This window comes from Nocardia sp. NBC_00511 (assembly GCF_045161165.1).
In the GTDB taxonomy this organism is placed as follows: domain Bacteria; phylum Actinomycetota; class Actinomycetes; order Mycobacteriales; family Mycobacteriaceae; genus Nocardia.
Map to the genome: position 1 here is coordinate 3,585,296 of NZ_CP107849.1, position 22,397 is coordinate 3,607,692.

The window sequence follows — 22,397 nt, forward strand, 5'->3', positions numbered from 1 at the left end:
CCCCGCTGAGATCCGGCGATCCAGCCGCACCGCGAACTAGCCGTCCACCCCGATGCGCTCGTGCACCGTCAGCAGCAGGTGGTCGAACTGGCTGCGGGCGATGGGTTCCACCAGTGGCGAGGTATCGAGTTCCGCCACCAACCGGGTGGCCAGCGCGCGCAGCTTGGTGTTGGTCTCCTGCGAGCGCCACACCAGGATTCGGAAGGCCTGGTCGGCGTTGATCCGGTAGATCACCATGAGCGCGCCCTTGGCCTGCTCGATCACCGCGCGCGACTCGAACAGGTCGGGCAGCGTCTCACTGAGCGCCTCGCGCCGTGACTCGGCGATGGTGTGGGTGAGATCGATGAAGTAGCCGGAGGTCCCGACCACCGTCCCGTCCTCGGAGAACATTCGATCGGCCACCACCAGCGCCTGATGCTCGACGCCCGTCGTATCGATGAAGCGGTGACGGCTGGAGAAGGCCCCGCCGGTGTGCAGGGCGCGATCGAGCAGATCCTCGACGTGCGCGCGGTCGTCGGGGTGCTTGTGCGACAACAGCAATTCGGTGGTGGGGCGGATCGCACCCGGCTCGTAGCCGTGCATGCGTGCCAGCTCGTCGGACCACTCCCAGCGCTGCCCCACGAACCAGAAGCGGAAGCCTCCCACGTCCGTGGCCGCGATTCCCGCGAATTCGGCGGCCTGCCCGGCCGCATCGTCGTGCACTCCCGCTTCCGTTGCCACGGGAGGCATTATCTCATCGCACCGACCGACTGCTGGTCAGTCCTCGTTTCCGACTTTGCTGAAATGGATCGCCACCGGGTATCCGCGCAGCTCGTCATCGAAGCCGTCGCAGGTGGTGCGGATGGCGTCGGTGAGGGCATCGAGCAGATGCCAGCCGACACTCTGCTCAGTGAGGGCGGAATCGGTCTCGGTGACGGTCGCGACGCGGACCCGCACCTCCCCGGAGTCGTAGCGGAATTCGCAGGCGAGCTCCGCGCCCGGGATCGCGTCCAGGATCAGCGCGGTCGCCACCTCGTCGAGCGCGACCCGGACATCGGTCACCACGTCGAGCGTGAAATCCGCTGTCAGCAGCACGGTTTCGGCGACCGCGCGCAGCATCGCGAGCCGGTCGGCCTCGGCGGACACCCGCACCTCGATCACCCCGACGTGCGACTGCCTGATCACATGTGAACCGTCGACGGCCATTTGCGACTTCCCCTCCCCTCCCTCAACGCTCTGGCTGAATACAGAAAGAGCCGGTCCGGAATACCCACTCGTGCTCCGACATGGCGCTCCTCGTATTCGGATTGCCGGGACATCTCGGACCTACCCTGGCCATCGGGGTCGAAACACGAATGGACCGGGCGGATCGCGACCTGCGTGAATTCGAGTCCACGCGGTCCGCTATCTCGGCGCGACCGACCCGGCCGACGGGGCCCCAGCGCACGTCCGGATGCCGCTCCGGGCGCACGGATCGATCGAAAAGCTAAAGCTGTTGCGGGGCAGCGCTTCCCGACCCGCCTCAGCTCAGCAGGGCGCGGCCGTACCAGTCGTTCGCGTCGGTGACGCCGGGCAGCACGAAGAAATAGCCGCCGCCGAAGGGCTGAACGTAATCGGTGAGCGGCTCACCGGCGAGCCGGGTCTGGATGGCTTCGAACTGGCGCTGCACATCCTGCTGGAAACAGGTGAAGATGTGTCCGGCCGACATGTTGCCGTTGGTGTCCAGACCCAGATCGTAATTGTAGGAACGGCGGATCAACTGCTGGTTCGCGGTCTCGGAGGTACGCGGATTGGCCAGGCGGATATGCGAATCGGTCTTGATGACCGTGCCGTCGGGATCGGCGGAATAGTTCGGCACATCGAATTCCTTGTTGCCGTCCAGCGGCGCACCGGATTCGCGGCGGCGGCCGAACATGTTCTCCTGCTCGGCGATCGACACGCGATCCCAGAATTCCACCAGCATCCGGATCAGGCGGACCACCTGATAGGTGCCGTCCTTGGTCCAGGCCGGTTCGCCGGAGCCGTCGGACCACACCAGGTCGGTGGCGTCGGTACCGGTCGGGTTGGCGGTGCCGTCCTTGAAGCCGAGCAGGTTGCGGCCGGTGCCAGACGGGCGCGGCGGCGAGTTGTAACCCTGGATCTTCCAGCGCAATTGCAGTGCGCCGCGGGTGTGACGGGTGATGTCACGGATGGCGTGGTGGATGGCGTCCTGGTTGTGGGCGCACAGCTGCACCAGCAGATCGCCGTGCATCCACACCGGATCCGGCGAATCGTCGGGGAAGATCCGCATGGGGGTCAGCCGCGCGGGCTTGAGCGCGGCCAGGCCGAAACGCTGATCGAACAGGCTCGCGCCGACACCGGTGGTGACGGTCAGGCCGTCGGCGGGAATCTCGGGGCCCAGCACCGCGCTGTCGGCGGGCGGCTGGCCCAGGCCGAGATCCGGGGCCGCGCCACCGGAGGTCAGGGTGCGGGCGCGTTCGGTGAGGGTCTTCATCAAGGCCACCAGCTGGCCGCGATCGGCCACGGTGACATCGAAGGACGCGAAGCACGAGGCGCTCTGCTTATCGGCCGGACCCGGGGTGAGGATGCCGGACTGGTGCACCCCGTGGAACGGGAAAACCGGTGTGCGCTCGGGCGATACGGCGGTGGCCCCGGCGTCGACGTGCGCGCCCTCGACGAGGACGCCCGCGGTCAACGCGGTACCGGCGGCGCCCACGGCGGCCCCGGAGAGAAAGCGGCGGCGGCTGACAGTCATGGTGTTGCCTTCTTCGTCGGGGAGGTCAGTGGGCGCTGGTTTCCAGCAATCGCGGCACCTGAGCCAGCGATTCCAGAGCCGCGCCGATCGCGGCGAGCACCGCTTGCCGGGCGGCGGGCGGGGTCTGTGCGGGCGGCCGCCAGCGACCGTTGTCGCGGGTGGCGAGCAGCGCGTTCTGCAGGGTGTCGAGCTGAGTGGTGAGCTGGGCCCGCAACTTCGGGGCGCGCGCGTCCAGCGGTGCGGCGAGTTGGCCGAGTACCGCGCGGGTGACGTCGATGTCGGCGAGGGTCGCCGGGTAGGCCGTGCCCGCACCGAAGTCGTCCATGCCCGAGAGATGGTCGCGCAGCGCGTCTTCCAGGATCTCGTGCGCGCGGATCGGCAGATTGGTGGGCGAACCGGCCAGATCGGTGCTGTGCAGGTCGTCCAGTACGGCGGCGGTGTCGGTGTTCAGTTTGGCGAGCACCGGCAGCAGCTGATCGGGGCCCTGACCGTGCCACAGGCCGTATTCGAGGCGGCGCAGACCGGTGAAGTCGGGGTCGTTGACGCCCTCCGGCAGTCCGCTGGGCAGGCCCGCGACCGCGGTACCGGCGTCGCCGAAGCTGTTGTAGGACGCGCCGACCCGCTCCCACTCCAGCATGGCGTTGAGCCAATCGGCCTGGGCCGCCGGGATATTGCGCGCCCGCAGGTCGCGGTCGACGGCAGCGAGGGCGGTGGTGAAGCGGCCCAGCACCCCTCGCACGTAGGTCTGGTAGGCGTCGTTGGGGCCGCTGAGGTCGCTGACGACTGCTGGTTTGAAGACCGGGGGCGCGTCGGTGGCGGTGCCGGAGACCTGCACCAGCTTGGAGGACACCGGCGACTCGCCGGACATCTTGCAGTAGATGGTGTAGCCGCCGGGGTTCAGGGTCGCGGTGAGGTCGGCGGTGGTGGCGGGACCGATGCTCTCGATCTCCCCGGCCACCGCGCCGTCGGCGTCGACCAGCTGGATCTCGCCCGCTTTGTTGGTCTTGTTGTGCACCGAGATGGTCTGCGCGCCGGTCTGCGCGTCCGTCCACTCGGGCGCGCAGGCATCGGCGGTGACGGTGATGGTGCGGGTGGAACCCGAACTGCTGGAAGGCAACAGCGCGATGGCGGTGCCCGCGGCGAGCACCGGGACCAGCACCAGGGTCGCGCCGACCAGCACCGGGCGCGGACCGGCGATTCGCTCCCACCAGTCCGCGGGTGCGGGTTCGACTTCCAGGACAGGGGCGCTCGCCTTTGCGGCAGGCGCGGATTCGGCCTCTGCGGCAGACGCCGGTTCTGCCTCGGTGGCAGGGGCCGCTTCGGGCGGGGCGACGGGGGCGACCGGAGCGGCCGTGCGGGCGGCGTCGGCGGTGCGGCCCGCCTGGATGAACAGCGGAATCACGATGGCCAGGTAGGCGACCCAGGCCACCGCCTGCAGGACCGTCATCTTCGGCGAGATCTCGGTGATGCCGGTGATGAGCGAGACCCACCACGAGTTGGCGTCGATGTGCGAGGTCAGGTCGAAGGCGATCCAGCGCGAGCCGGGCAGCCAGCCCGCGTCCTGGAGATCGCCGAGGCCGTAGGCGAGTACGCCCGCGGCAATGATGATCAGCAGCACGGCGGTTCGATTGAAGAAGACACCGAGGTTGATGCGCACGGCCTGGCGGTAGAGCAGCCAGCACAGGGCGATCGCGAGCAGCAGGCCGAGCACCGCGCCGACCAGGGGCGCGGCGGTGGAACCGGCGGCCTTGATCGCGGTCCAGACGAACAGCGTGGTCTCGAGGCCCTCGCGACCGACCGCGAGGAACGCGGTCACCGCGAGCACGCCCGCGCCGAGCCCCGCGGCGCGAGCGACCTCGCCGCGCAGCTGGCCCGACAGGGTGGCGCTGGTCCGGCGCATCCAGAAGATCATCGCGGTGACCAGTCCGACGGCGAGCACGCTGAGTACCCCGCCGACCACCTCCTGCCCGGAGCTGGACAGCACGCCGGTCGAATAGGTCAGCACCGCGGCGAAACTGCCCGCCACCGACACCGCCCCGAGCAGGCCGAGCCAGACCGGGGTCGAGGACACCGGGCGTTCGGGCGTGGACAGCCGCCGCACGGCGGCCAGCAGGATGGTGACCACGAGACCTGCCTCGAGGCCCTCTCGCAGGCAGATGAGGAGATTCGGCACGGCCTCGGTAACGCTCACGGAGAAAAGGTAAGCCATACCTATTTAGCCGTCCACTCCAGCCCCCGCGACCGGATTTCCGCGTGGCGCGGTAGCTCGCAGCAACATTCGTATATTTCCGACAATTCGGACATGCGAAATACGGCGAATCACGGCAACTTTCGGGCGAAGTGTGGAATATTCGGCGACGGAAAGGAACTCGGAAAGGGGCTGAAGCTGGACATCAGGCGAGTTTGACTCGAGCACGAAGGCAACAACTTCATGACGATCTCCACCGAAGTACCTGGATCACGGCCGCTGACCGCATCCGCGAACCCACAGCACTCCGAGGGATTGCCCGTTCCCATCGAGGCCCCGCCCATCCCAGTGGTGGATGGCGAGCGTCTGCGGGAATGCGCGGAGTTCTTCGCTCAGCCCGAATTGGCGCAGCTGCCATCCGAGCGAGTGCGAGCCGTACTGCGCGAGTTCCGGCAGACCGGCACCTATCGACACACCGTGGAAGAGCTCGGCATCGGCGCCCGGCTCGCATGGCGCAATCATGATCGATGTGTGGGCCGAAAGCACTGGCGCGCACTGGAAGTCCTCGACGCCCGGGACGCGGCCTCGGCCGCCGACATCGCGCAGGCCTGCTGGGATCATCTGCGCCGGGCCACCAATGGCGGCGCGGTGCGCTCTTTCATCACCATCGGACCGCCCGCCGGGCCGGACGGTCGCGGATTCCGGATTCTCAACTCACAGCTCATCCGCTATGCCGGGTATCGCATTCCCGGTGGGGTGCTGGGCGATCCGGCCAATGTCGCCATCACTCAGGTGGCGCTGGAACGGGGCTGGCGGCCCCGGACAAGGGGGCGTTTCGATGTACTGCCGCTGCTGATCCAATCCCCGGAGGGCCGGGTGCACCTGTTCCCGGTACCGGCCGATCTGGTGCTCGAGGTGCCGCTGAGTCACCCCGATCACGAGTGGTTCGCCGACCTCGACCTGAAATGGCATGCCGTGCCCGCGGTGGCGAACATGGACCTGGTCATCGGCGGCCTCACCTATCCGTGCGCGCCGTTCAACGGCTGGTACGTCTCCTCCGAGATCGGGCGCAACCTCGGCGATCAGGACCGCTACGACCTGCTGCCGCAGATCGGCGAACAGGCGGGCCTGGACTGCTCCAGCGAGCGCACGCTGTGGCGTGACACCGCACTGATCGAACTCAGTCGCGCGATCCTGCACAGCTACAAGCAGTCTCGCGTGCATCTGGTCGATCATCACACCGTCGCCAAGCAGTTCATCGACCATGTCGAGCGCGAACAGTCCGCGGGTCGCCGCTGCCCCACCGACTGGAGTTGGATCAATCCGCCGCTCTCGGCCGGGCTGACCCCCACCTTCCACCGCTACTACGACCCACCCGACCCCGATCTCAGACCGGCTCTGCTGCGTCGCGCACCGTTGGAAGCGGAATCCACTCCCCCGCCCCCGAGTTGCCCGTTCGCGGAAACAGATTCGGCTCCCCCGCCGGTGGACCAGAAGTCCGGCTGGATAAGGAAACTCGTCTCACGACGGCACTGATACGCTATTCCACTATGGCACATAGTATTTCGATGTCGGGCCCGGTGATCTCACCGGGCCCGACATCGGTTCCGGGCAGTGCCGCCGGATTCGATCGATGACAACCGCGAGGGGCGATCGCCACCGGACACTGTCGGCTTCGCTTGCCGCCCAGGGTGACAGCGCGCTCGCCGCGCTCATCGACGGCGGGCGGTCGCACAGTGTGGGAGTCGGTGGCGGCTCGACAGTGGCTGATGTCGACGGGGTGCCGGTGTTCATCAAGCGCATCCCGCTGACCGATCTGGAGCTCGCTCATCGCGGCTCCACCGCTAACCTCTTCGGCCTACCGCTGGTCTGCCAGTACGGGATTGGCGGTCCGGGCTTCAACGCGTGGCGTGAGCTGGCGGCGAACACGATCGTCACCGAGGCGGTGCTGGCGGGCCGGACACAGTCGTTCCCGATGCTCTATCACTGGCGGATCCTGCCGGGCCGGGCGCCGATCGCCGAGGAGCACGTCGACATCGACGCGGTCGTCGCCGCGTACGGCGGCGACTCGACCGTGCGCGCACGACTCGAAGCGCTCGCCGCCGCGCGGTGCAGCCTCGTATTGTTCAGCGAGTACATTCCGCACCCGATCTCGAATATGTTGCGCGACAACCCGATCGGGGTAGCCCCCGAGTTCGAGCGGCAGCTCTCGGATATCGTGGCCGCCCTACGCGAGCACCAGCTGCTGCACATGGATGGACACTTCGGGAACCTGCGCAGCGACGGAAGCCGAGTGTTCCTCACCGATTTCGGCTTGGCCACCTCCCCACACTTCGAACTGACACCCGCCGAGGGCGACTTCGTCGAGCGTCACTCCACCCACGATGCCGACTATGCCGCCATGCGGTTGGTCAACTGGCTGGTGACCGACGTGTGTGAAATTCCGATGCCGGAGACCGGTGGGCCCGTCGAACGCAACAACTATGTACAGCGTTGCGCCGCAGGGTATATCCCGCCGGACGTGCCACCGGCGGTCGCCGCAATCCTGGCTCGGCATGCTCCGGGCGCGGCGGACATGAACGCCCTCTACTGGAAATTGTTCGGCGGCGACCTGCACGCCGAATTCGTGCCGAACCACTATCGAGCTGGCACATTCCCGAGACCAAGCTCAGCTATCCAGGAGTAAGTAGCCGCTTTCACTCCATTCGAGTGCTGGTCCCGGGGAAGTGCTCATGCGCACTCGATTTCGCTGTCTCGTCGCGGCCGGGCTCGTCCTGGCCGCTACCACGCTCCTGGTCCCGGGGGCGGCCAGCATCACGCCGGAAGCGAGCATGGGTGAGCTCGGGGCCGGATTCCTCTGGGGCGTGGCGTCTTCCGGGTTTCAGACCGAAGGCCAGCCACCGGACAGCAATTGGACCCGCTACATCGCGAACAATCCGGGCTGGGACAGCGTCGGCGATTCGGTGGATTTCCTTTCCCGGTTTCGATCCGATATCACTCTGGCCAAGAATCTCGGTGTCAAGGTTTATCGGGTGGGAATCGAATGGGCGCGGCTGGAACCGCAACCGGGAGTGTGGGATCCGGCGGCATTCGCGTACTACGACGAAGTGGTCGACGCCATTGTCGCGGCCGGTATGCGGCCCATGCTGACCCTGGATCACTGGGTGTATCCGGGGTGGGAGTCGGACCGGGGCGGGTGGCGCAATCCCGCGATGGTGAGCGATTGGCTGACCAATATGCGCAAGGTTGTCGACCGCTACGCCGGGCGGGACCCGATCTGGGTGACCGTCAACGAGCCGGTGGCGTACATCATGCACGAGGTCACCTTGAACGGGACCGATGCCGATCAGATGCTGAACGAGGTCGCGCAGGCGCACAACAGCATCTACGACTACATCCATCAGGTGCAGCCGAATGCGTTGGTAACCAGCAATGTCGGGTATGTCGCCGGGGCCGAGACCCAGGTCAACGGGCCGCTGATGGCGCTCATCGGCGCGAAGTTGGATTTCATCGGCATCGACTACTACTTCGGTTACGAGCCACCGGATCTCGCCGCCACCGGCGCACCCACGGGCATGTGGGATCTTCCCGTGCGCCCCGAGGGCATCTACTTTGCGCTGCAACACTATTCGAAGCTCTTCCCCGGTAGACCGTTGTGGATCGTGGAGAACGGCATGCCCACCGACAACGGGCAACCCCGCACGGACGGATACACCCGCTCCGAACAGCTCAGCGACACCGTCTACTGGCTGCAGCGCGCGAAGACCGACGGCATGAACGTCATCGGCTACAACTATTGGAGCCTCACCGACAACTACGAATGGAGCTCCTACACACCGCGATTCGGGCTCTACACGGTCAACGTCCGCACCGACCCCACCCTGACCCGCATCCCCACCGACGCGGTCACCACCTACCGCGAGATCGTCGCCGCCGACGGCGTTCCCGCCAACTATCTCCCGACCCGCGGCCCCGCCGACTGCCGCCTGATCGATCCCCCGGCCAGCTGTGACACCCCGGTCACCGCGCCCTGAGCCCGAAACGGCGTCGGAATAAGCAGGTCCGCTTACCATTTCACGGATGCGGCTGATTCGTGGAGTGGTGACCGCGCTGCTGGTGCTCATGATCGGCGCGTTCGGTACGGTGGCCGTCGCCGCTCCGACCGCGCAGTCACCCTGTGATGTGTACGCCGAGGCCGGGACCGCGTGCGTCGCGGCGTACAGCTCGGCGCGCGCCCTGTTCGCATCGTATGACGGTGCGCTCTACCAGGTCCGGCGATCCTCCGACGGTGAGGTCACCGATATCGGCGTGACCGAACCCGGCGGCTATGCCGATGCCTCGGCACAGGATCGCTTCTGCGCCGACACCAGCTGTGTGGTCGCCACGATCTACGACCAGTCCGGGCAGCACAACGATCTGGTCCCGCAGGCCCCGACCACGGCCGTCTACTCGAACTTCTTCTACACGCACGAGGGCGTCGACGCGTCCGCGCTGCCGATCACCGTGAACGGCCGACCCGCTTACGGTTTCAAGTTCGTCGACGCTCCACCCGGCGGCGGACCGAGCATCGGCGGCCTGCACGCGTGCGTGACCAGCCTCGCCTGCACCGCACTGACCGGCCATCGCGGTCAGGCCTACAACAACGGCAACCGCCGGGCCAACGGCATCGCCGTGGACGGCCAGCCGGAAGGCATCTACGGGGTATTCGGCGGCACCCGTTCGGGTTCGGACTGCTGCTTCGGCTTCGGCAACTCCGAAATCTCCGGCACCGACACCGGCAACGGCCACATGGACACCCTCAACTTCAGCCGCGCCTGCTGGAACGCCTGCGGCCCAGGCAACGGCCCCTGGGTCCAGGCCGACCTGGAAAACGGCATGTTCATGACCGGCCAGACCACCGAACAACCCCAGAACTACTCCGCCTACGTGGGCGGGTCCTACCTGTCCGGCAACGGCTTCTGCTGCGCCGCGACAGAAGCCAACACCGCACTCCCCTACCCCTTCGTGACGGCAATCCTCGAAAGCCCCGGCACCGGAACCTTCGCCCTCAAAGGCACCCCCAGCGACACCCCCACCCTCCGCACGTTCTACAACGGCCCGACCCCACCCGGACCCGGCTACGCACCCCTACACAAAGAAGGCGGAATCATCCTGGGCTCCGGCGGCGACCAAGGCACAACCGACGGCGACTTTTTCGAAGGCGCAATAACTTTCGGCGTTCCCCCTGCCGCCGCGCAAGCCACCGTCCAAGCCGATATCGCAAACCAGCACTACACCATGCGCTGAATCCCATCGGCCGTTTCGTTCGTGGTGATCGGTGTGGGGTCGATGCTGGAAGCGATTGCCGATACTCCGATCGATCATCGAGTGCGTTGGGCGGGGATGTCGCTGGTGGTGGGCAACTATGATCGGTTGGTGAGGTGTCGGGTGCTCGGGTGCGGTGGGTGGGGATGATGCCGCATGTCGACAGGCGGTCGGCGGCTTTGCCTTCGGTGACGAAGGTCGAGGTGCGGGAGGCGGCGTTGACGTTGTTCGCGGAACGGGGGTATCACGGGACTTCGCTGCGGGATGTGGCGGGGGCTTTGGGGCTGCGGACGCCCAGTTTGTATGCGCATATCGAGTCCAAGCAGTCGCTGCTGGTGGATATCGTGCTGCGGACGCTCGAGCAGGTGGTGGCCGATTTCGAGGAAGTGCTTGCCACCGTGGGGGATCCGGTGGAGCGGGTGCGGGAGGCTACGCGGGTTTATGCGGCGCATCATGCGACGCATCGGCGGGAGACGCTGGTGGTGAACCATGAGACCGTGCATTTGGATGAGCCCGCTCTTGCTGCGGCGCAACGGATGCGGCGCGAGCACGAGCATGCGTTCCGGCAGGTGATCTCGGACGGGAAGGCGGCGGGGGTGTTCACGGTGGACTCGCCCAAGCTCGCGTCGTTCGCGATTCTGGAGATGTGCGTGTCGATCGCGCGGTGGTTCAACGATGATGGCGAGGTCACCGCCGAGGCGGTGGCGCGGCAATACTCGGACTACGCCGTCGCACTCGTCGGTGCTACCCCGGCGTGAACGCACCGGACTGAGCACACCTCTCGGATCAACGGTTTCATCGAAGGTTCGGTCGCACCGTCAGGGTCTGCTGAGCGAACCCGACAGGTCCTTCGAGGTCGTGCAGGACCGAACTGGTCACGCCCTGTCCCCGGTGTCCGAATACGACGCTGGTGTCGAGTCCGATCCACCGGCCGGACGGTTGCCGGTAGAGGTGGATGGTCAGATCCAGGTTCGGGAACAGCCATTTCGTGGGTTCCTGGCGTACGGCGATGCCGTTGGCCGTGTCGACCAGACCGACGAACGCCGCCAGTTCGGATACGGATTCGCCGGCGAGCAGATCGACGGTGGTGGACACCCAGGCCGTGGTTCGGCCGGGTTGCGGGATCCCGATCGCCCGGATGTCGAGGGACTCGATGTATCCGCCCTGCCACACCTCGGTCAGCGGCCAGGCGGGCAGCGTGTCCGGGGGCTCCAGGCTCGGCGGTTCTCCGCCCGCGACGGCGTCGGTGTCCTCCACGCAGGCGAACCAGGCGCGCGCGGTCACGGTGTCGCGGCCGTCGATGACGGCGGTGGCCTCGACCAGTTCGATGGTGCGGCCGGGGCGGACGATCTCGACGCGAATATCGAAGGGCGACACCGCGATCGGGCCGAGGATATCCAGGGTGATCCGGCTGATCAGCAGAGCGGGCCGGGCCTGCCTGATCCGTTCGGCTTCGATTTCGTGGATCAGCAATCCCGCCAGCGGGCTGACATGCTGCTCGGTCGCCGACCAGGCCCCGCCGGTGTGCGCGGTCGGGGTGAACCGATGTGGACCCAACCGCGTGAAATAGGAACCCGTCGCCGCTCGACCCGAATGCGGACCTGTCCCGATACCGACGTGCTGAATTCTCATCAACTCTCCGCGGGTGTCCGAAGCGCCAGCCGATACCGGCCAACTAACTAACGCACGTTAGTTAGTGAACCTTAGAGGTCAGGGGCACATCGAGTCAACCGCATCCGACACCAGCAACGGATCGCTCGCCGGATCAACAGCGCGGGGATATCAACCACACCGCGAGGGTTCACGCGTCGAGCCGAATACCTCAGGGGCACAGAAGGAAACCGAACCGGCGGTACTGAAAGTACCGACGTCGGCCACCCGCCGCAGCATCACAGCGGAAGGTAGGCTATTACACTCGAGATCGCTGCTCAAGGAACGGTGTTGTGTCGTGGAGTTGACGCGGGGGGCGAATGCGACGGTGGTCTCGTCCGCTGTATCGCTGGTGCTGGAATGGAATTCGGGGCACGGAGTGGATCCGCACGCGCTGCTGCTGACGGAAACCGGAAAGATTCGCAGCAACGACGACTTCGTCTTCTTCAATGCACCCCGACACCCGTCCGGAACGGTGATTCTGGAACCCGAGGTGAACGGGCAGGTGACGATGCGGCTCACGTTGACGGCTATCGACCCCGCCGTCAGCAGGGTGGTGATCTCCGGATCCGTCGACGACGGCACCTTCCAGGATGTGTCCGGCCTCGCCGTGCGGGTGCACGACGGCATCGGAACGACACTGCACTACACCGTGGATCAGTGCGAGCCGGTCACCGCGATCGTGCTCGGTGAGTTTTATCGCCGCAATTCGGAATGGAAGTTCCGGGCGGTCGGACAGGGCTGGGACACCGGATTACGCGGTCTGGCAGAGGAATTCGGTGTCGAGGTCGACGACCCGGTGGATCCGGTTCCCCCGCAGCAGGTGCGGGGCGCGCGACCCACGGCCGCGATGCCCGCGGGCTGGTATCCGGTGCCCGCGACTTCCAGCAACCTGCGCTGGTGGAACGGCACCGTGTGGACCGATGATCACCGCCAAGCCCATCCGGCTCACGATCCCGCGATCTGCGCGCGCTGTGGACGCCCTCGGCGTGTCCCACGGTTCGGTGGTCAGCCCGCACCCTGCCGCTGGTGCGAAACCGAGGTGAACGGACTACTCGAGACCTGGCGGGCCCATGCCTGGCAGGTGCTCACCACTACCGGACCACACGGCCCGAGCTGGGACGAACTCTGGCTGCGCCTGCGCTTCGACGTGATCGACGAGACGACCGGTCGTGCCGCCTTGCCTCCGCTCGCCATCGCCCACCTCGAGCGAGTCGTAGCCTTCGCATTCGCCGACGGTGAGATCGAACAGCACGAACTCGACGACTTCGACCGCACCGTCGCCGATCTCGACGCCGCTACCGATCTCCGTGTCGCCGCCCAGCACATCAAAGGGCTCCGCGCCCGGATGCTGCGCGGCCGGTCCCTCACCCAGGTCAAGGTGGGCGAATTGCCCAGCCTGCAACGGTCCGACCTGCATCTGGAAGCCGGTGAGCTGCTCTACCTCGACGTCAACGCCACGCAGATCCGCTTGCTGGCCAGCGGACCCAAGTCCACCCCCGGCCGACTGCTGGCCAGCAGCAAGAAACTGCGCTTCATCGGAGCGGGGGCCGGGAGCGAGCTCACCTGGGCGAAGATCGTCTCCATCCGACATGAGTACAACACCGTCATCATCTCCGCCACCACTGCGCGAGGCGGCGGCAGCTACCGGGTCCCCGATGCCGAATACGTCGCTGCTGTGCTCGAGGGCGCGCTCAGGGTGGCCAAGCGGCTTGTCCTCCCGCCCGGCGAGCGGGACAGCCGCTCCATTCCGGCCGATGTGAAATCCCTGGTGTGGCAACGTGACAACGGCCGATGCGTCGAGTGCTCCGCGACCCAGTACCTGGAGTTCGATCACATCATCCCGTGGAGTCGAGGCGGGGCCACCAGCTTCGACAACCTGCAAATCCTTTGCCGCGGTTGCAATCAGGCCAAGGGCGCTCGACTGTGACGAGGGTCAGGCGCGATCTGCTTTCAGGGTGAGCTCCGCGAGGGAGTAGGTCATCCAGGAGTCGCGGAGACGGTAGGTCTCGCGGGGAGCGTTGGCTTCCAGGTGCGGGTACCTGGTCAGCAGGGCGCGGGCGGCCTCGATGGTCTGCATCTCGGCCAGGGGTGCGCCCAGGCAGTAGTGGCGGCCGTGGCCGAAGACCAGGGCGGGGCGGTTGTCGCTGGCCGGGTCGAGGTGGGCCGAGCGAATGGAGGCGAGGACGGTGTGGCCGCGCGGGATGGTGACGCCGTTGATCTCGATATCGGTCAGCGGGAAGCGGCGGATGGCGTAGTTCATCGGGGCTGCGGTGCGGATGAGCTCCCGGATCAGGGCCGCGAATTCCGCTGGGGTATCGAGGGATTCGCGGGCGCGATCCTGGTGGTTGCGGACGAGGTCGTCGAGGACCAGGGCGGCGAGGCTGATGGTGTTCTCGAATCCGCCGATAATAGTGATGAAGGCGAGGCTGACGAGTTCGTCCTCGGTCAGGCGGTCGGCACCGTCGCGGGCGGCGATCCAATCCGAGAGCAGGTCGGTACCCGGCCGACTGCGCTTGTCCGCGATCGCCGCGCTGATCAGACCCCACAGTGTGAGCATCGAATTGCGCAGTGCCTCAGGCTCGTGCGAGCTATCGGCGCGCAGCAATGGAGACGACGCCTCACGAAACGCACCGAGCTGATCGGGTCGCAATCCCAGCAGCGTTCCCGTGACCCGCACGGGCAGCGGTTCGCACACCCCGCCCATCAGATCTATGTCGCCCGACGCGGGCAATTCCCCGACCAACTCGGCAACAATGTCCGTCACGACCTGCCGTTGCGCGGCCTGCCGAGGCGGTGCGAATGCCTCGGCGGCCAGTTTGCGGATCCGCCGATGCGCCTCCCCGTCGAGGTTCAGCAGATTCGCGTCGAGGGCGGGCGGCAGCTTGTTGCCACGAAACCCTGTGGTCGAATCCGCCTTCGCCGCAGACACATTCGAATCCGCGAGAAACCGCCGCACGTTCTCGTAGCCGGTGATCACCCAGACCGGCGACCCGTCGAGCAGTTCGGCCTGATGCACCCCGTCCCCACTCGTCCGCAACTGCTCGTGCAGCGCGTCGAGTTCGTGTACACCGACGGCGAAAGGGCAAGTCCCGAGCGTCATCCCGCCAGTCTGCCAACACCCGCCCGACACCGCACGCGGCGGCCTACCCGTTCGGTCAGGGCTGCGAGAAGCGAGCGATAGCGCGGAGAACCGCCTCCCCCATCCCGGGACTGCCGGTGTGGCCGGAGTCCTCGATGATGTGCAGACGGGCATCCGGCCAGGCCGCGGCCAGTTCCCATGCGGTTTCGAGCGGAGCGCTGAGATCGAGGCGGCCGTGGATCAATTCGCCGGGAATCCCCGCCAGACGACCGGCGTCGCGCAGCAGCACACCTTCCTCCAGCCAGGCCGCATGTGCGAAGTAGTGCGTGCAGATTCGAACGAAGGCCGCCATCGCGCGATCCGGCCTACTGCTGTATTGCCCAGGGCTGCCGAGGGATTCGTGCGCGATCACCGCGTCCTCCCAACGGCACCACTCGATCGCGGCCTTGCCTCTCACCGCCGGGTCCGGATCCTCGAGCAACCGCCGATAGCCCTCGACCACGTCCCCGTCACCGGGCACCACCGAACGGAACCCCGCCCACTCGCCGGGCAACAGCCGCGCGACACCCCGATACAGCCAGTCGATCTCACGACGGCGAGTAGTGGTGACCCCGACCAGCACGATCCCCGTAACCCGCTCCGGATACCGCTCGGCGTACGCGAGGATGAGGGTAGAACCCCACGACCCGCCGTACAGCAGCCACCGGTCGATCCCGAGATGAACCCGCAGCCGCTCCATATCCGCGATCAGGTGCTCGGTGGTGTTCACCGCCATGTCGGTGCCCGGATCCGCCGCACTGGGAATGCTGCGCCCGCACCCGCGCTGATCGAACTGCACGATCCGAAAGATGTTCGGATCGAAACCCTTCCGCGATCGCGGACTGCTTCCACTCCCCGGCCCGCCGTGCACCAGCAGCGCGGGCCGACCCGCGGGGTTGCCGCTGACACTCCAATACACCTGATTTCCGTCGCCGACTTCGAGCAGGCCGTCGGCATACGGATCGATCAGCGGGAAGGACGTAGCCACAACCGCCGAGCTTAGTGATCGAGGCCGATCAGTGGCTGATCACTGCGGCCCTTCGTGTCGGACCAGCTCGGTATTGTCCGTCATGTTGTTGAGACAGTGGGGAATTGGTATGGGATTCACGTCTAATTGGCTGCTCGTGCAAGGGAAGCAACCGGAGCAGGTGTGGGAGGCGTTGGGAGTGGCGCCCAGCGGGGAGCGGTCGGACCATCCCGAACCCGGGCTGTCGGGGGCGGTGCGGCCCGACGGCGGATATCTGGTTGTCGAGGATCGAGCCGAGGAGGGGGTCGAAGATACCTGGAAACTCGCCTCGATATCGCTGGGCTGCACTGTGATCGGGGTCGGCGAGGTGGACGGTGCGGGCGGTGCGGAAGTCGTGGTGTGGCGCGATGGCCGGAAGGAATGGGGAATCGCGGCACCGATGGACGAGGGCGGGCCGGAAGTCGACGGCGAGGTGCCCGCGGGAGTCCTGCGCCGGGTCGAACGGGATGCCCGATATGGGGATGACGACGATGATCCGGACTACTTCAACGCAATTCTCCGGCTCGGAACTGATCTGACCGGATATCAGTGCGGAAGCGCGATCGAGAAGGCCGGGGCGCTGCCGTTCGAAGTTCTCGACAGGCCGGAGATAGCCGAGGTATTGATCCGCTTCCCCGATGCACTCGCGGAAGCATTGGCGGCCAAGGGATTCGGACCCTCGCCTGCGCTGGACGGATGGCGCACCTGGTACACGGCCGACACACCTGTTCCCGGAGTTACCGCGGCAGTGGTCATCGCCACCGAGCGGGAGCGCGACGGCGACATCTCCATCAAGGGGTCGGTCTCGATCCTGTCGGCAGCCGTCGCGGAGGTCGTGGCCGGACTACCGGAGGAGGCGAGAGAGACCTTTTCCACGTCGAACAAGAAGTTCGGCGAGATCGATCAATTCCGGTTCGAACTCGACCGGCAGTCCGACTCCCCGACCTCATACGCGATGTGGAATGCCGACACCGTCGCCCAGGGCGTGGAGTGGGTTACCCGGTACCTGGACGGCGCCGCCATCACCGAGTGGTTCGCGAAACGATCGTCACTTCCCGCACTGCTGGACACGGCACGTGAACCGACGACCGCACCGTGGGAGTCCAATCCGGATCCCACGCTGATGCGCGGGACAATCGTGCTGTGCGCGTTGGATGGTCGAGCACAAGAGGCCGCGACCCTGATGCGCTGGTATCTGCAACGCGACCAGTTTCACCGATGGGACTCTCGTGCAGGTGCTTCCGCCTGGGATGCCGCTATGCGCGAGCGGTTTCCCGACTACGCCGCCGCACGGGATGCCGACTGAATGCGGCCAGTTCGGGGTGGTGCGCCACGGACTGCTCGCTGCCCGGCGGGATGCTCAGCGCATGAAGGCGGACAGCTCGGGCCGATAGAGCGGATTGCCGGGCAGCGGCTCGATTTCCCCCCGGTTCAGGGCCGCGCTCACCGCGAGCAGATCGTCGAAGGAGTGGACACCCAGGTATTCGGGATCCATATCGATACTGCGCAACCATGTCGTCAGACCACAGTGCATGGCAGATCTCCTGTTCTCGTTCCCGGCCACACGGCGATGGCGTGGAAAACAGTGCCCGGTTTCGAGGGTAGAACCGGACGCGGGCGTAGCGGCGAATTCCACCGTCATCGGTGGTCAGACGCGTGTCGGCGCGGCCCGATCCGGCGACTCGGCGCACCCGTGACCGGGCCGACACCCCGAACGCCGGTATTCTGGGGTATCCCACGAACGCCGCCGCGGCGGCTGGTGAGGTGCCACAGAATTCCGGATCGTGCGGCGAAACGCCTGTTAGCGTCCAGCCAGGAGGTGGCAATGACTGCGGTGCGGCAGCCGGATTTCGACGTGCTGATCGTCGGGTCCGGATTCGGTGCGAGCGTCACGGCGCTGCGGCTGGTCGAGAAGGGCTACCGGGTCGGCGTATTCGAGGCCGGGCGGCGATTCGAGGACACCGATTTCGCGGCCACCAATTGGGATCTGCGCCGGTATCTGTGGGCTCCGATGTTCGGCTGCTACGGAATACAGCGCATCCATCGGCTGCGGGACTGCTTCATTCTCGCCGGGGCCGGAGTGGGCGGCGGCTCGCTCAACTACGCCAACACCCTCTATAAGCCGGGCTCCGCCTTCTTCCAGGATCCGCAGTGGGCCGGAATCACCGACTGGGACGCCGAACTCGGGCCGCATTACGAGCAGGCCCGCCGCATGCTGGGGGTGGTGCGGAATCCGCATTCGACACCCGCCGACGACATCATCAGGGAAGTCGCCCAGGACATGGGGGTCGCGGACACCTTCGTGCCCACCCCCGTCGGCGTCTACTTCGGCGAACCCGGAAAGACCGCGCCGGACCCGTATTTCGGTGGCGCGGGACCCGAGCGCACCGGCTGCCTCGAATGCGGGGAATGCATGACCGGCTGCCGTCACGGGGCCAAAAACACCCTGGTCAAGAATTACCTCGGGCTGGCGGAACGGCATGGGGCGCAGGTGCATCCGATGACGACGGTGACCGCGCTGCGCCCGCAGGCCGACGGCAGCTGGCGAGTCGACACCGCCCGCACCGGTGCGCGAATCCGGCGGCGGCGCACCACCGTCACCGCCGAGCACGTGGTGCTGGCGGCGGGCACCTGGGGCACCCAGCGACTGCTGTTCGGGATGCGCGACAGCGGGGTGCTGCCCCGGCTCTCGGCGCGGCTCGGGGTGCTGACCCGGACCAACTCCGAGGCGATCCTGGGCGCGGGGCGGCCCGCCGTCGACCCCGGCGTGGACATCACCCGCGGCGTCGCCATCACCTCGTCGTTCCACCCGACACCAGATACGCACGTCGAGCCCGTCCGCTACGGAAAGGGTTCGGACGCAATGGGTCTGCTCAACACCTACCTGGTGGACGGCGGGCAGCGGACACCGCGCTGGGTGCGCATCCTGCCGCTCGCCCTCGGACATCCGATCCGCACGGTCAAGCTGCTGCGCACCAGCCGGTGGAGCGAGCGGACGCTGATCCTGCTGGTCATGCAGAGCCTCGACAATTCCATCACCACCTACACCCGCCGCGGACTGTTCGGCCGCCGCTTCACCAGCAAACAGGGCTACGGCGAACCCAATCCGACCTGGATCCCCGCTGGACACGAGGTCACCCGCCGGGTCGCCGAGAAGCTGGGCGCGGTCGCGGGCACCACCTGGCCGGACATCTTCGGGATCCCGATGACCGCGCACTTCATCGGCGGCTGCGTGATCGGGGCCGACGCCGAACACGGGGTCATCGACCCGTATCACCGGGTGCACGGGTATCCGACGCTCAGCATCACCGACGGGTCGGCGATCTCGGCGAACCTGGGCGTGAACCCGTCGCTGACCATCGCCGCACAGGCCGAACGCGCGGCGTCGATGTGGCCCAACCGGGGAGAGCGGGATCTGCGGCCCGCCGCCGGGGAGCCGTATCGGCGCGTGGATCCCATTGCGCCGCAACGGCCGGTGGTCCCCGAGCACGCGCCCGCCGCGCTGCGATTGACGATCACTCCGGTGCGGAACCTGGAAGATCGCAAGAGCTCGTAGGTATCCGCGACCACGGCGGCCGGATCGGCAGACAATACCGAGTGTGCAGAAGCTCGATATCCCGGACCGATCCCGCAACCGGGTCCTGATGGTGCTGGCGGCAAGCCTGGTGATCCTGATCGCTTACTGGGGGCTGTGGTTCGCCGCGCGCGGCGTCGTCGCCAGCAACGACCATCCCGCGTACTACGAGTTCGAGAATGCGTTCCCGCTCGCCGACGCCTGGGTGGCGCTGTGCATGGTGGCCGCCGCGATCGCACTGCTCAGAAAACAGCCGATCGCGCTGCTCTGGTTGCTCGCGGGCGGCGGATCCGCCGTCTACCTGTTCTGCCTGGACGCGCTCTACGACCTCGAGCACGGAATCTGGTGGCGATCCGGTGCGGGTGGCGTGATCGAACTCGGCATCAACGTGATCACGTTGCTCGTCGGCGTGGGGTTGCTGCGCTGGACTTGGCTGCGTCGCGGCGCGTTCACGCCCTCGGCGAACGTTACCGCGCGAACAGCTTCGGGTACCGACCAGGAGGGATAGGGTGGGCGGAATCGGCTCGCCGCCAGGGGGTTACGGGGGTCGTCGGACGCGGGGCGAACGGGAGGACGCGCGATGGCGGATCGGGACGCGGGGCTGGATGTGTCGGTGCCGAGCATCGCCCGCGCCTATGACGCGGTGCTGGGCGGCAAGGACAACTACGAGGCCGATCGTGCGGTCGCACGGCAGCTGACCGAGACGTTTCCCGGGATCAGTGAACTCGCGCAATACAATCGGGACATTCTCGCGCGCGGGGTGCACTATCTCGCCGCGCATGCCGGCATCACCCAGTTCCTCGATCTGGGAGCGGGGCTGCCCACCATGGAGAACACCCATCAGGTGGCGCAGCGGGAACGGCCCGACGCGCGGGTGGTCTACGTCGACATCGACCCCATCGTGCTCGCCCACGGACAGGCGTTCCTCGCCGAGAACGCGCACACCAAGGTCATCACCGCGGATCTGCGCGATCCCGGCGAGGTACTGGCGAATCCCGAGGTCCGCGCGCTCGTCGACTTCGAGCAGCCGGTCGCGATCATGTTGGTCGGCATGCTGCACCACCTGCACGACAACGACGATCCGGGCGGCATCGTGCGGGCGTACATGGATGCGGTGGTGCCGGGCAGCCACCTGTTCATCACCCACTTCTGCGACTCCGATCCCGAAGCCCGCGCCCTCGAGGACACCTTCCTCACCTTCCTGGGCACCGGCCGCTTCCGCAGCCGCGCCGAGATCGCGGAGTTCTTCACCGGCTTCGACCTGGTCGAACCGGGCCTGGTCTACCTACCGCTGTGGCGGCCCGACGACGAAGAGCCCCTGCACCTCACGCCGACCGAGCGGCTCATGATCGGCGGAATCGCCCGCAAGACATAGCGATTCACGCGGCGCTCGCCGCCCGGTCGGCACGAACGGGTGACTACGCCGGGTGAGGGCGGCCGCCGACACCTGCGGCACGGTCCCCGAGCCGAGCGATTACACCGCCTAGGGTCGAGGCATCCAGTCGGTGGTCGGAGGGAGCGGGATGCGCGCGAGGATCGTTGTTCCGGTTTTGGCGGCCGTGCTGGTGGCGGGGTGCGGTAGTTCGGGAGACAAGGGGTCCGGGGAGACCGGTGCCGAACCGGTGGCCGGGTCGCTGGTCTCGCAGCGGGCGCTGGCGAATCTGGATCCGGCGGTGACCGGGGCCATGTCCTCGGCGACGTATATCCGGTATCACTCGACCACTCCGGCCGGGCAGTCCATCGAGGTGTCGGGGGCGGTGTTCCTGCCCGCGGGGCAGGCGCCTGCCGGGGGCTGGCCGCTGATCTCGCTCGCGCACGGCACCTCCGGTGTGGTCAGTGCGTGCGCGCCCACCAACTCCCCCGACCTGTTCGGTAGTGCGCCCGCGGTGGCACAGCTGCTGGCCAGGCAGCACGCGGTGGTGATGACCAACTATCAGGGGCTCGACGGGCCCGGCGACGCGCCGTATCTGGACAGCGCCTCTTCCGGCTACAACGTGCTCGACGCGGTGCGGGCCGCGCACGCCGCGGGGCTGCCGCTGGCGGCGGACACCGTGCTGGTCGGGATGTCGCAGGGTGGGCGGGCCGCCGAATCAGCCGCCGAGACCGCGAAAAGCTATGCGCCGGAATTGAATATCCGCGGGGTGGTGCTGCTGTCCCCGGCGCTGGAACTCCAGTTCGTGAACACCCTGCGGGACACCGAGCTCACGCCCGATCAGTACCTGGTGCTGCCGTATCTGGTGGAAGCCGTGCGCTACGGCAACCCCGACTACCGGTACGACCAGGTCATCCACGGCGATCTGCTCAATGCCGCACCGCGCCTGGAATCCCAGTGCACCGGGCAGATCACGCCCGCCGACGTGGCCCTGGCCCAGGCCGCCACCCCGGATTCGGCCCGCTTCGTCGACCAGGCCGCCGCACAACCGTTCTCCGACTTCCAGTCCCGCAACAACCTGCCCAAGTCGGCCACGACTCTGCCCACCTACCTCGCCCGCGGTGACGCCGACCAGCTGGTGACCACCGCCTGGACCACCGACGCGGTGGCCAAGATGTGCGCGCTCGGCACCCCGGTCCACGACCTCGTCGTCCCCGGCGGACACGATGCCCCCACCGCCGTGGCGGACCAGTGGCTGGGCTGGATCGACGACCTGTTCACCGGTAAACCGATCGAATCCACCTGCCCGCACTGAGCGGGCGCGGACCGGCCGCGAGCGAACTCCGCAGCGGCCGAGGCGAATCGACTGTTCAGAAGTGACCGGCCCGGGTCGGGATGTGGGTTGGCCGGTCACCCCCTACGAACGGACGAATGAACGCCCCTGTGTC

The 22,397-nt window shown here is 67.1% G+C and carries 19 protein-coding genes; 11 read left to right on the forward strand and 8 right to left on the reverse strand.

Annotation, left to right across the window (positions count from 1 at the left end; translation table 11 throughout):
• Positions 1 to 36: 36 nt before the first annotated feature.
• The 4 genes from OG300_RS16990 to efeU form a co-directional block, all read right to left on the reverse strand.
• Positions 37 to 702, reverse strand: a complete 666-nt coding sequence (locus OG300_RS16990) for a PAS and ANTAR domain-containing protein (RefSeq protein ID WP_405498576.1) — start codon at positions 700 to 702, stop codon at positions 37 to 39.
• Between the two features lie 54 nt (positions 703 to 756).
• Entirely contained in the window at positions 757 to 1,164 is a 408-nt protein-coding gene (locus OG300_RS16995; protein WP_405497029.1) for an anti-sigma factor, read from the reverse strand.
• 337 nt (positions 1,165 to 1,501) lie between these two features.
• Positions 1,502 to 2,734 carry an iron uptake transporter deferrochelatase/peroxidase subunit gene (gene efeB, locus OG300_RS17000; RefSeq protein ID WP_405497031.1) on the reverse strand — a complete coding sequence of 411 codons (1,233 nt, stop codon included), beginning with the start codon at positions 2,732 to 2,734 and terminating at the stop codon, positions 1,502 to 1,504.
• Positions 2,735 to 2,759: 25 nt separating this feature from the next.
• Positions 2,760 to 4,925: an iron uptake transporter permease EfeU gene (efeU, locus tag OG300_RS17005; RefSeq protein WP_405497033.1), complete on the reverse strand. Its 2,166-nt coding sequence runs from the start codon at positions 4,923 to 4,925 to the stop codon at positions 2,760 to 2,762.
• A gap of 240 nt (positions 4,926 to 5,165) precedes the next feature.
• Between efeU and OG300_RS17010 the strand changes: the two genes are divergently transcribed.
• The 5 genes from OG300_RS17010 to OG300_RS17030 all read left to right on the forward strand — a co-directional run bounded on the left by OG300_RS17010 (position 5,166) and on the right by OG300_RS17030 (position 10,984).
• On the forward strand, positions 5,166 to 6,458 hold the full coding sequence (locus OG300_RS17010) for a nitric oxide synthase oxygenase (protein WP_405497035.1): 1,293 nt from the start codon (positions 5,166 to 5,168) through the stop codon (positions 6,456 to 6,458).
• A 97-nt stretch (positions 6,459 to 6,555) separates the two neighbouring features.
• The gene (locus OG300_RS17015) at positions 6,556 to 7,608 is read left to right on the forward strand and encodes a serine/threonine protein phosphatase (protein ID WP_405497037.1); all 1,053 of its coding nucleotides are present in this window, start codon (positions 6,556 to 6,558) and stop codon (positions 7,606 to 7,608) included.
• Between the two features lie 46 nt (positions 7,609 to 7,654).
• Positions 7,655 to 8,956, forward strand: a complete 1,302-nt coding sequence (locus OG300_RS17020; RefSeq protein ID WP_405497039.1) for a family 1 glycosylhydrolase — start codon at positions 7,655 to 7,657, stop codon at positions 8,954 to 8,956.
• A gap of 46 nt (positions 8,957 to 9,002) precedes the next feature.
• Positions 9,003 to 10,208 (forward strand): arabinofuranosidase catalytic domain-containing protein, encoded by a 1,206-nt coding sequence (locus OG300_RS17025; RefSeq protein WP_405497041.1) that lies wholly within the window; start codon positions 9,003 to 9,005, stop codon positions 10,206 to 10,208.
• A gap of 164 nt (positions 10,209 to 10,372) precedes the next feature.
• The gene (locus OG300_RS17030) at positions 10,373 to 10,984 is read left to right on the forward strand and encodes a TetR/AcrR family transcriptional regulator (RefSeq protein ID WP_405497043.1); all 612 of its coding nucleotides are present in this window, start codon (positions 10,373 to 10,375) and stop codon (positions 10,982 to 10,984) included.
• A gap of 37 nt (positions 10,985 to 11,021) precedes the next feature.
• Here OG300_RS17030 and OG300_RS17035 read toward each other — a convergent pair whose 3' ends face one another.
• Positions 11,022 to 11,783 carry a thioesterase family protein gene (locus OG300_RS17035; protein ID WP_405497045.1) on the reverse strand — a complete coding sequence of 254 codons (762 nt, stop codon included), beginning with the start codon at positions 11,781 to 11,783 and terminating at the stop codon, positions 11,022 to 11,024.
• 391 nt (positions 11,784 to 12,174) lie between these two features.
• Here OG300_RS17035 and OG300_RS17040 point away from each other — a divergent pair, with 391 nt between their 5' ends.
• Entirely contained in the window at positions 12,175 to 13,806 is a 1,632-nt protein-coding gene (locus OG300_RS17040; protein WP_405497047.1) for a TerD family protein, read from the forward strand.
• A gap of 6 nt (positions 13,807 to 13,812) precedes the next feature.
• Here OG300_RS17040 and OG300_RS17045 read toward each other — a convergent pair whose 3' ends face one another.
• Positions 13,813 to 14,979: a cytochrome P450 gene (locus tag OG300_RS17045; protein ID WP_405497049.1), complete on the reverse strand. Its 1,167-nt coding sequence runs from the start codon at positions 14,977 to 14,979 to the stop codon at positions 13,813 to 13,815.
• 55 nt (positions 14,980 to 15,034) lie between these two features.
• Entirely contained in the window at positions 15,035 to 15,985 is a 951-nt protein-coding gene (gene pip, locus OG300_RS17050) for a prolyl aminopeptidase (RefSeq protein ID WP_405497051.1), read from the reverse strand.
• 109 nt (positions 15,986 to 16,094) lie between these two features.
• Here pip and OG300_RS17055 point away from each other — a divergent pair, with 109 nt between their 5' ends.
• On the forward strand, positions 16,095 to 17,309 hold the full coding sequence (locus OG300_RS17055) for a hypothetical protein (protein WP_405497053.1): 1,215 nt from the start codon (positions 16,095 to 16,097) through the stop codon (positions 17,307 to 17,309).
• A 54-nt stretch (positions 17,310 to 17,363) separates the two neighbouring features.
• Here the strand turns inward: OG300_RS17055 and OG300_RS17060 are convergent, their stop codons facing one another.
• Complete coding sequence (locus OG300_RS17060; RefSeq protein WP_405497055.1) at positions 17,364 to 17,537, reverse strand: hypothetical protein; 174 nt, start codon at positions 17,535 to 17,537, stop codon at positions 17,364 to 17,366.
• A gap of 291 nt (positions 17,538 to 17,828) precedes the next feature.
• Here OG300_RS17060 and OG300_RS17065 point away from each other — a divergent pair, with 291 nt between their 5' ends.
• The 4 genes from OG300_RS17065 to OG300_RS17080 all read left to right on the forward strand — a co-directional run bounded on the left by OG300_RS17065 (position 17,829) and on the right by OG300_RS17080 (position 22,264).
• Complete coding sequence (locus OG300_RS17065) at positions 17,829 to 19,559, forward strand: FAD-dependent oxidoreductase (protein ID WP_405497057.1); 1,731 nt, start codon at positions 17,829 to 17,831, stop codon at positions 19,557 to 19,559.
• A 43-nt stretch (positions 19,560 to 19,602) separates the two neighbouring features.
• A complete protein-coding gene (locus OG300_RS17070) occupies positions 19,603 to 20,085 on the forward strand; it encodes a hypothetical protein (protein ID WP_405497059.1) in 483 nt (160 codons plus the stop codon).
• Between the two features lie 72 nt (positions 20,086 to 20,157).
• Positions 20,158 to 20,952 carry an SAM-dependent methyltransferase gene (locus OG300_RS17075; RefSeq protein ID WP_405497061.1) on the forward strand — a complete coding sequence of 265 codons (795 nt, stop codon included), beginning with the start codon at positions 20,158 to 20,160 and terminating at the stop codon, positions 20,950 to 20,952.
• 148 nt (positions 20,953 to 21,100) lie between these two features.
• The gene (locus tag OG300_RS17080; RefSeq protein WP_405497063.1) at positions 21,101 to 22,264 is read left to right on the forward strand and encodes a lipase family protein; all 1,164 of its coding nucleotides are present in this window, start codon (positions 21,101 to 21,103) and stop codon (positions 22,262 to 22,264) included.
• The last annotated feature ends 133 nt before the right edge of the window (positions 22,265 to 22,397 follow it).

Coding starts and splice junctions, on each gene's coding strand:
- efeB (WP_405497031.1), bottom strand. CDS start 2,734: ATGACTGTCAGCCGCCGCCGCTTTCTCTCCGGGGCCGCCGTGGGCGCC.
- OG300_RS17010 (WP_405497035.1), top strand. CDS start 5,166: ATGACGATCTCCACCGAAGTACCTGGATCACGGCCGCTGACCGCATCC.
- OG300_RS17015 (WP_405497037.1), top strand. CDS start 6,556: ATGACAACCGCGAGGGGCGATCGCCACCGGACACTGTCGGCTTCGCTT.
- OG300_RS17020 (WP_405497039.1), top strand. CDS start 7,655: ATGCGCACTCGATTTCGCTGTCTCGTCGCGGCCGGGCTCGTCCTGGCC.
- OG300_RS17025 (WP_405497041.1), top strand. CDS start 9,003: ATGCGGCTGATTCGTGGAGTGGTGACCGCGCTGCTGGTGCTCATGATC.
- OG300_RS17030 (WP_405497043.1), top strand. CDS start 10,373: ATGATGCCGCATGTCGACAGGCGGTCGGCGGCTTTGCCTTCGGTGACG.
- OG300_RS17045 (WP_405497049.1), bottom strand. CDS start 14,979: ATGACGCTCGGGACTTGCCCTTTCGCCGTCGGTGTACACGAACTCGAC.
- OG300_RS17055 (WP_405497053.1), top strand. CDS start 16,095: ATGGGATTCACGTCTAATTGGCTGCTCGTGCAAGGGAAGCAACCGGAG.
- OG300_RS17060 (WP_405497055.1), bottom strand. CDS start 17,537: ATGCACTGTGGTCTGACGACATGGTTGCGCAGTATCGATATGGATCCC.
- OG300_RS17065 (WP_405497057.1), top strand. CDS start 17,829: ATGACTGCGGTGCGGCAGCCGGATTTCGACGTGCTGATCGTCGGGTCC.
- OG300_RS17075 (WP_405497061.1), top strand. CDS start 20,158: ATGGCGGATCGGGACGCGGGGCTGGATGTGTCGGTGCCGAGCATCGCC.
- OG300_RS17080 (WP_405497063.1), top strand. CDS start 21,101: ATGCGCGCGAGGATCGTTGTTCCGGTTTTGGCGGCCGTGCTGGTGGCG.